General features: G+C 39.7%; 6 protein-coding genes and 4 pseudogenes. 6 read left to right on the top strand and 4 right to left on the bottom strand.

Annotated elements, in window-relative coordinates; all coding sequences use genetic code 11:
- Positions 1–209: 209 nt before the first annotated feature.
- The 6 genes and pseudogenes from C6P11_RS03985 to C6P11_RS11210 all read left to right on the top strand — a co-directional run.
- Positions 210–440 (top strand): annotated as a pseudogene (locus tag C6P11_RS03985) (DNA-binding protein); the annotation flags it as partial.
- A gap of 32 nt (positions 441–472) precedes the next feature.
- Positions 473–1,066, top strand: a pseudogene (locus C6P11_RS03990) (type I restriction endonuclease); the annotation flags it as partial.
- Positions 1,061–1,225 (top strand): restriction endonuclease subunit S, encoded by a 165-nt coding sequence (locus tag C6P11_RS11075; RefSeq protein ID WP_280950192.1) that lies wholly within the window; start codon positions 1,061–1,063, stop codon positions 1,223–1,225. The pseudogene C6P11_RS03990 and the gene C6P11_RS11075, both read left to right, overlap by 6 nt.
- A gap of 205 nt (positions 1,226–1,430) precedes the next feature.
- Positions 1,431–2,021 (top strand): site-specific integrase, encoded by a 591-nt coding sequence (locus C6P11_RS03995; RefSeq protein WP_048801727.1) that lies wholly within the window; start codon positions 1,431–1,433, stop codon positions 2,019–2,021.
- A gap of 143 nt (positions 2,022–2,164) precedes the next feature.
- Positions 2,165–3,073 carry a magnesium transporter CorA family protein gene (locus C6P11_RS04000; protein ID WP_135518768.1) on the top strand — a complete coding sequence of 303 codons (909 nt, stop codon included), beginning with the start codon at positions 2,165–2,167 and terminating at the stop codon, positions 3,071–3,073.
- Positions 3,074–3,268: 195 nt separating this feature from the next.
- A pseudogene (locus C6P11_RS11210) lies at positions 3,269–3,408 on the top strand (site-specific integrase); the annotation flags it as partial.
- A 444-nt stretch (positions 3,409–3,852) separates the two neighbouring features.
- Here C6P11_RS11210 and C6P11_RS04015 read toward each other — a convergent pair.
- The 4 genes and pseudogenes from C6P11_RS04015 to C6P11_RS11215 form a co-directional block, all read right to left on the bottom strand.
- Positions 3,853–4,047, bottom strand: coding sequence for a hypothetical protein (locus tag C6P11_RS04015; protein ID WP_135518770.1), 195 nt, complete (start codon positions 4,045–4,047; stop codon positions 3,853–3,855).
- A 19-nt stretch (positions 4,048–4,066) separates the two neighbouring features.
- Positions 4,067–5,836 carry an oleate hydratase gene (locus C6P11_RS04020; protein ID WP_135518772.1) on the bottom strand — a complete coding sequence of 590 codons (1,770 nt, stop codon included), beginning with the start codon at positions 5,834–5,836 and terminating at the stop codon, positions 4,067–4,069.
- Between the two features lie 128 nt (positions 5,837–5,964).
- Positions 5,965–6,393 carry an Hsp20/alpha crystallin family protein gene (locus C6P11_RS04025; RefSeq protein ID WP_245299766.1) on the bottom strand — a complete coding sequence of 143 codons (429 nt, stop codon included), beginning with the start codon at positions 6,391–6,393 and terminating at the stop codon, positions 5,965–5,967.
- A gap of 554 nt (positions 6,394–6,947) precedes the next feature.
- Positions 6,948–7,047 (bottom strand): annotated as a pseudogene (locus C6P11_RS11215) (uracil-DNA glycosylase family protein); the annotation flags it as partial.

The following is a 7,047-nucleotide window of genomic DNA, read 5'->3' on the forward strand; positions in this document are numbered from 1 at the left end:
GCAATCATATAAATCGGCTCAAGTCCGCGCGCTGTAAATGACGCATTACGTGAATCAGCCATTATTTCCTGTTTTAAATCCACAACCATTACCTCCAAAAAAATCGATACTACATCAATTATAGTACCGATTCATATTAACCCTGCTCTTATGCTAGATTTACGGACAGATTTTCCTCTACGCTGTAAACTAATAGCATAGGAGCATTTTCACAAATATCACAAATGCAAAATTTATTAGATCAGTAACAAAGATTGGCCTTACAGGACAAACAACTGCTCGAAGAATACAAGGCAGAAATTAAGGATTTGAAAGCCTTAACGATGGCACCGCATGATGATGGTGAAAAAGAAGTGACGTCAGACAAACAACCGGAACCTGAAAATAGCACCCCGGAGTCACAACCTAAACCGAAAAAGTGGTGGCGTTTTGGTAAATAGTTACAACTAAAAAAGAAAAGAAGACTAGGTAAATGGCGGAAGATAAATTTGAACAAGCTGTGATTGAGAAGTTAAAGAGCGAGGGGTGGGACTACCTCAGTGAGTACTCTGGTGTCACGGTTGATCGGCTATATGATCACTGGCGCGATATTCTGAATGCCAACAATCGTAAACGACTAGAAGATACTCCGTTATCTGATAATGAGTTTGAACAAGTGAAGTTGGAACTAACGAAGAATAAAACGCCGTATGATGCGCAACTCATGTTGGCGGGTGCGGGTGGTGTTGGGACCGTACCGTTGAATCGTGATGATGGGACGCAGCTAGAACTTGAAATATTCTATGGTGATGAAGTGGCTGGTGGACATTCACGTTATGAAGTCGTTAACCAAATTACGTTTACGGATTTAGCAACGAGTCTCAGCTCTAAGCGTCGAATTGATATCATGTTGCTGATTAACGGGCTACCTGTGGCCCACATTGAAGAAAAAGATGAGTCCCTGCAAAACCAGTGGAATGCGTTTGAGCAGTTCCAAAAGTATGACGGTGACGGCAAGGATGTCACGAATACGATGACCTTTAATCATGAGGTGATGGGTATTCCAGCTATACACCGCTTAATTTCTAAATTTTCATCATTTGAAATCTATAAACCTAGTCAGGAAGAACAATACAAGATCGGTTCATTCTTCAAACAGTTAGATGCCACTATCGCTCTTCATCAACGTAAGTTGGATTTGTTGAAAGAACAGAAAAAAGGCTTTTTACAAAAGATGTTTGTTTAGGGTCTATAATTATATAATAACCCCTCGAAAAGACTATTAAAACAGCCCCCATTATCTGACCAGTAGATAATGGGGGCTGTTTTTATGTTAAGTGATATAATAAACCGTAAAAGAAGTTTAGAAATACGGTCCTGGTCATCAATAAATAAACAATTTAATTAATTATTTATTTAATTATTTAATTTCAGAAAGGTATATATAAATCATGGCGCAACAAATTGTCCTACCCATCAAAGACTCCAACGTTTTAAAGATGGTACAAGATACACTTCTCGATAGTTTCCGTGCTGGTCGCCGAAATTACACAGTTTTTCAAGTTGGTAAGGCCACGCTACTACGTGTGAGTGATGTCATGACATTGAAAAAAGCAGATGTCTATAATCCAGACGGCTCTGTCAAAAATACAGCCTTTATTCATGATAAAAAGACTGGTAAAGCAAACACGTTATATTTAAAGCCTGTTCAGCAAGACTTGTTGCAATATCATGATTGGCTGGTCCAAGAAAATATCAATTCTGAGTGGTTATTCCCCTCGACAGCCCATCATGATCGCCATATCACCGAGAAACAGTTTTATAAAGTGATGGCGCGTGTTGGTGATCTACTAGGTATCAACTATTTAGGCACGCACACTATGCGTAAAACAGGTGCTTATCGCGTCTATACACAATCAAACTACAACATTGGCTTAGTCATGCATTTATTGAATCACTCAAGTGAAGCTATGACACTGACTTATCTTGGGTTAGACCAAGCTAGTCGTGAAACGATGTTAGATCAAATTGATTTTGGTTAACCTATAAAAAATAAGTAGGTTTCCGTTATATTCTTTATAAAAGTGTTTAGCAGTTGGGAGTCGTTGACAATTTAAAAATTTGTCTGCAGCTTCTTTTCTTTTAGTCTAAAATAGAGGTTAATAACTAACAGGGGAATTACTAAATGATCAAACCCGAAAAGACAATCAATGGAACCAAATGGATTGAAACGATTCAAATCAATGCCGAAGAACGGGCAACCCTCGAAGATCAGTATGGCATCGATGAAGATATTATTGAGTACGTCACTGATAATGATGAAAGTAGTAATTATGTTTATGATATCAATGAGGACGACCAATTATTCATCTTTCTGGCGCCGTATGCCCTCGACAAAGATGCGCTGAGATACATTACCCAGCCATTTGGCATGTTGCTCCATAAGGGCGTTTTATTCACGTTTAATCAAAGCGACATACCTGAAGTCAATACGGCACTTTACTCGGCATTGGATAATCCCGAGGTTAAGAGCGTCGATGCATTTATTCTGGAAACACTGTTTACAGTTGTTGTCAGTTTTATCCCAATTTCTCGCGCCATTACCAAGAAACGCAACTATTTGGATAAAATGTTGAACCGGAAGACGAAGAACAGTGACTTGGTTTCACTTTCATATCTTCAACAGACGTTGACCTTTTTGTCCAGCGCGGTCCAGACCAATCTCAGTGAACTCGATCGTTTGCCAAAGACCCATTTTGGTGTCGGTGCTGACCAAGATAAAATTGATTTATTCGAAGACGTGAAAATTGAAGGAGAACAGGTCCAACGGATGTTTGAGATTGAAACCCAAGTCGTTGACCGAATCGATCATACCTTCAACAGCATTGTTAATAACAACCTGAACGATACAATGAAATTTTTGACAATTTGGTCACTGACCATGGCTGTGCCAACGATCATTACCGGATTCTATGGGATGAACGTGAAACTCCCGTTAGCCGATATGCAATATGCTTGGATGCTGGCTTTGGGGATTTCTGTCGCCTTGATTGTGACGATGCTGATTATGCTGAAGGTCTGGCGGAAGATGTGATGGGTGAGTGACTTGCTGCTGGGTGGGGGACTTTTTTGGAATGTGTATAGTTGAGCAGTTATGCTATTTTGAGCACCCTTCGGCTTCTGAAATACGCTCCGACGACCCTGACCCCGGCCACATAAGACAAAAAATCCAGTAACGAACAAAAACCGTTCGCTACTGGATTTTCTGCCTTATGCTCTGGGGTCAACCCGGGTCTTGTCACGTGTTGGTGATCTATTAGGTATCAACTATACTAGGCACACACACCATGCGTAAAACAGGCGCTTACTTATCTTGGCCTGGATCAAGCTAGTCGTGAGACTATGTTAGATCAAATTGATTTTGGTTAAACTCATGCCCTAACTAGACTTAAGCGATACTTTAGTTACTTATCAAGCTAAAATTTGCTAACATTTGTATTAAATATATAAGAGATAAGAGTTGATCATATGCAATTAGTTTACAGGGCAGAGAAAAATCTGTCCGTAAATCTAGCATAAGAGCAAAGTGACTACTTGCTTGATTTTTTTAAAACGCGAATTAAAAATCAGCAGCCAGCACCAATAGAGATTGCATATTATTCGGGCGCTATTTTTGCTAGTTTACTATATTGGCGAGAGAACGATTATCAATATTCCGTAGCCGAGTTGGCCGAGCACCTAGCAGAAAAGATCAAAAATGATTTACTGCAAACTGGCGAAAAAATATTTTAGCCGGTTAATGGAAAAACAAAACAATCAAAAAAGGGGGACGGCAATTTTACTTTTGCAGTGCCCCCCTTTTACTAGGCTAAATTACTTTGTTAGGCCATGCCCTAGGGTTTGGGTTTCTCGTAAATAAACTGGATCGGTCTTAGAGATTTGGGAATTCTTTGAGCAACAACCTAGTCGATGATGACAGAAACTGTCTTTTTGGGGTTTAAGATATTTTCCAATTACAACCCCAGTAGCTAAAGCGATTGAAATTAAAATTAAATGCTGCTTTTTCATGAATTTTTCCTCCTTTGATTTAGAGTAACTTTTGAGATTTCAAAATTTCTTCAAGATAGGTGCCATGAACCTTTTTCAAAAAGGCATTTAGACCAATTTTTTCAATTTGATTTAAAGGCAATTCGGTCAAGCTCTTTTTATCATTCAAATAATATAAGGCACTTAAGATTGTTCGTAAGTCAAAGGCAGAATCAAAGACTTCTGGGATGCCACGATCAATGTCAAGAAGTCGGTAGACAGCTTCCATAGCAGTTCTGACAGAGTATTCAGTTGTAAAGACGGTGTCTCGCTCAGTTTCGGCAAAGTTCCCAATAAAAGCCAAATTGCTTGAACCTTCAGGGACAACTAAGGGACGATCACCAGCTTGGCGTGGCATAAAGTATGAAGTAATGTATGGCATATGAATTGGAATTGTATTAGCTGTTTGCGCGATCTCAGCAATTTGATTTTCTGGGACACCAATATGATAAAGAAATTCTTGACAGATTTCTGCGCCACTGCAATCAGCAATTTTTTTGTGAATATAATTTCCGGGCTGATCGGAAAAGAGACCATATAACCATACGATTAATTCATTTGGCTTTTGTTGTTGAAAATGTGGTTGACGGCTGATGGAAATTCCTAATAACCAGTTTGAGTCCCTAATGGTGACTGGGCCACTGGTAACAATTGAACCACTATACGGATTTTTACCAGTAATTTTTTGAATATAGGGTACGATTCGATCGTCTTTAAAGGTGCAAGTTGCCGACATGACCCAGTTAGCCGCTGGAATATCTTGATAAAATTTAGCTGGATGTCCGAAAGCTGAGTCTTGAGCCGCTAATTTTTCCCATAATTTCCAGCTAGCACCGATTGGATGCTTTGCTGGTGCTGAATGTTCATTGTCACCATAAGTAGTGCTTTCAGTAATTGATCCATTTGTAATGAAAACCAAATCGTCAGGTGTTAGGTCGAGGCTTTGCTGATTACCATCGGTCGTTAGCTCAATTTTAACAGCTTGTTTTTGTTCACCGGTTTTTTCAACAATAATATTGTCAACGGTGGTATTGTATTGGAATTTAACGTCGTGATCTTCAAGATATTTAATCAGTGGTTTGATTAATGACTCATATTGATTATATTTGGTAAATTTCAATGCTGACATATTTTGCAAGGTGCCAACATGATGGACAAAGCGTAATAAATAACGGCGCATTTCCATTGCACTTGCCCAAGGCTCGAAAGCAAACATGGTGGACCAATAGAGCCAGAAATTTGATTTAAAGAAGTCATCGCTGAAAACTTGATTAATTTTGACATTGTCAAGTTGGTTTTCCGGTGTTAGCACTAATTTGATCATTTCTTCAATTGCTTTTCGGGAAAGCGTCAACTGACCATCACTGGCTAACTGATTACCACGTTTTTCGATTACGCGGGTGTGTGAATTACTTGGATCGGCTTTATTTAGCCAATAGAATTCGTCAAGTACCGAAACACTGGCATCTTCTAAGGTAGGAATTGAACGAAAAAGATCCCAAAGAGTTTCAAAGTGAGGTTCCATTTCACGCCCACCACGAATAATATAGCCGCGTTGTTCATTTAAAATCCCATCCATGCTGCCACCGGGAAGTCCAAGTTCTTCAAAAACATGAATTTGGTTTCCAGGAACCTGACCATCGCGCACTAAAAAAGCGGCGGCAGCTAAACCTGCTAAACCGGCCCCAACAATATAGGCTGATTTCTTGGTGGCGTTTGCTGGTTTTTTAGGCCGAGCAAATGCCTCATAATTACCATTACTGTAGTACATGAAAATTCCTCCTTGTAAAATAAGATACAAAGTATTTGTTACAGAACTTCTTATCCGGTGTGTGACTGGACTTTATCTAAATTATGAACGTGTGTGCCGTAACATGGAGTCGGAAAACTCAAACTAACTTAATTAATTTGAATCATTGTACCGGCAGAGTCTCCACCAGCAACCTTAGGCATGTCTACGGTCAATACCCCATTCTTAAATTGTGCATTAATCTTGGCAACTTCCACTCCAGGTAGATAATAAGCTCGTGATAATGTGCCACGAATTCGCTCGCTTTGTAACAGATTACCTTGAGAATCAGCATGGTCCTCAAACTCATCGCGCTTGGCGCTCAACAAGAGTTGATCGTTCTTGTAGGTCATCCGAATTGCTTGTTTTTCTATACCAGGTAATTCCGCTGAAACAATAAAGCGATCATCACGCTCTTCCACGTCGGTTTGAATAGTTTGATTTGTTAGCTGTTGATTAAACCAAGGGTGCATTGAATGATCTAAGAAATCAAAAACACCATTAGAGTCAAAACGTCGCAACATATCATATGACATCATTCGTACCTCCGATATCTCTTTCTACAATTCTGTTATAGTCCCCAAAATTATATATGTCAAAATTAAGGTCACACTGTCTCTCTTTTTTTTATTTGAAGACTACCTGACGATAGCGGACAATCAGCACGTGGGGAAGCAAAAATACCATTGATGATCTTCTGGAAATAAGAAATTATTAAACTGCGAGATATGATCCTATGGCTTATCTAGCAGGAAGAATTCACACATAAAATGCCTATACCAAAGTGAGTAGACATAACATCGATTATCGGCACCAGCCAGTACGACACAGTTTATAAGCCGTCACTTTTGAAGGCTTATTTGTTGCACGATACAACTTGTGAAATCCGGCCGGTTCACAATCTATACCACTCGTTTTCTCTCAACGACAGGGCTGGGCCCTGTTCCACCTACAAAAACACCCAGAAATCACGCCATTTTAGGCTGAAATCCGGGTTTTGAAAATTTTCGGAGTCCGGTACCTCTCGGTGCCGAAAAAACCTGTCCATAATCTTGACATCAGCGCCCCTGGTTATAAATCAGGTCGGCTTGTTTTATTTCTTTAAGATATCTGCGACACGTTTTTGTAGTGCGGGCACGACATCCGTTTCAAACCACGGATTCTTGGCAAGCCAGATGTTGTTGAGTGGTGAT

It is taken from the genome of Weissella confusa (assembly GCF_004766315.1).
GTDB classification, from domain to species: domain Bacteria; phylum Bacillota; class Bacilli; order Lactobacillales; family Lactobacillaceae; genus Weissella; species Weissella confusa_A.

Bases quoted from the DNA above. Each gene is read 5' to 3' on its own strand.
- C6P11_RS03995 (WP_048801727.1), top strand. From the start codon at position 1,431: ATGGCGCAACAAATTGTCCTACCCATCAAAGACTCCAACGTTTTAAAG.
- C6P11_RS04000 (WP_135518768.1), top strand. From the start codon at position 2,165: ATGATCAAACCCGAAAAGACAATCAATGGAACCAAATGGATTGAAACG.
- C6P11_RS04015 (WP_135518770.1), bottom strand. From the start codon at position 4,047: ATGAAAAAGCAGCATTTAATTTTAATTTCAATCGCTTTAGCTACTGGG.
- C6P11_RS04020 (WP_135518772.1), bottom strand. From the start codon at position 5,836: ATGTACTACAGTAATGGTAATTATGAGGCATTTGCTCGGCCTAAAAAA.
- C6P11_RS04025 (WP_245299766.1), bottom strand. From the start codon at position 6,393: ATGATGTCATATGATATGTTGCGACGTTTTGACTCTAATGGTGTTTTT.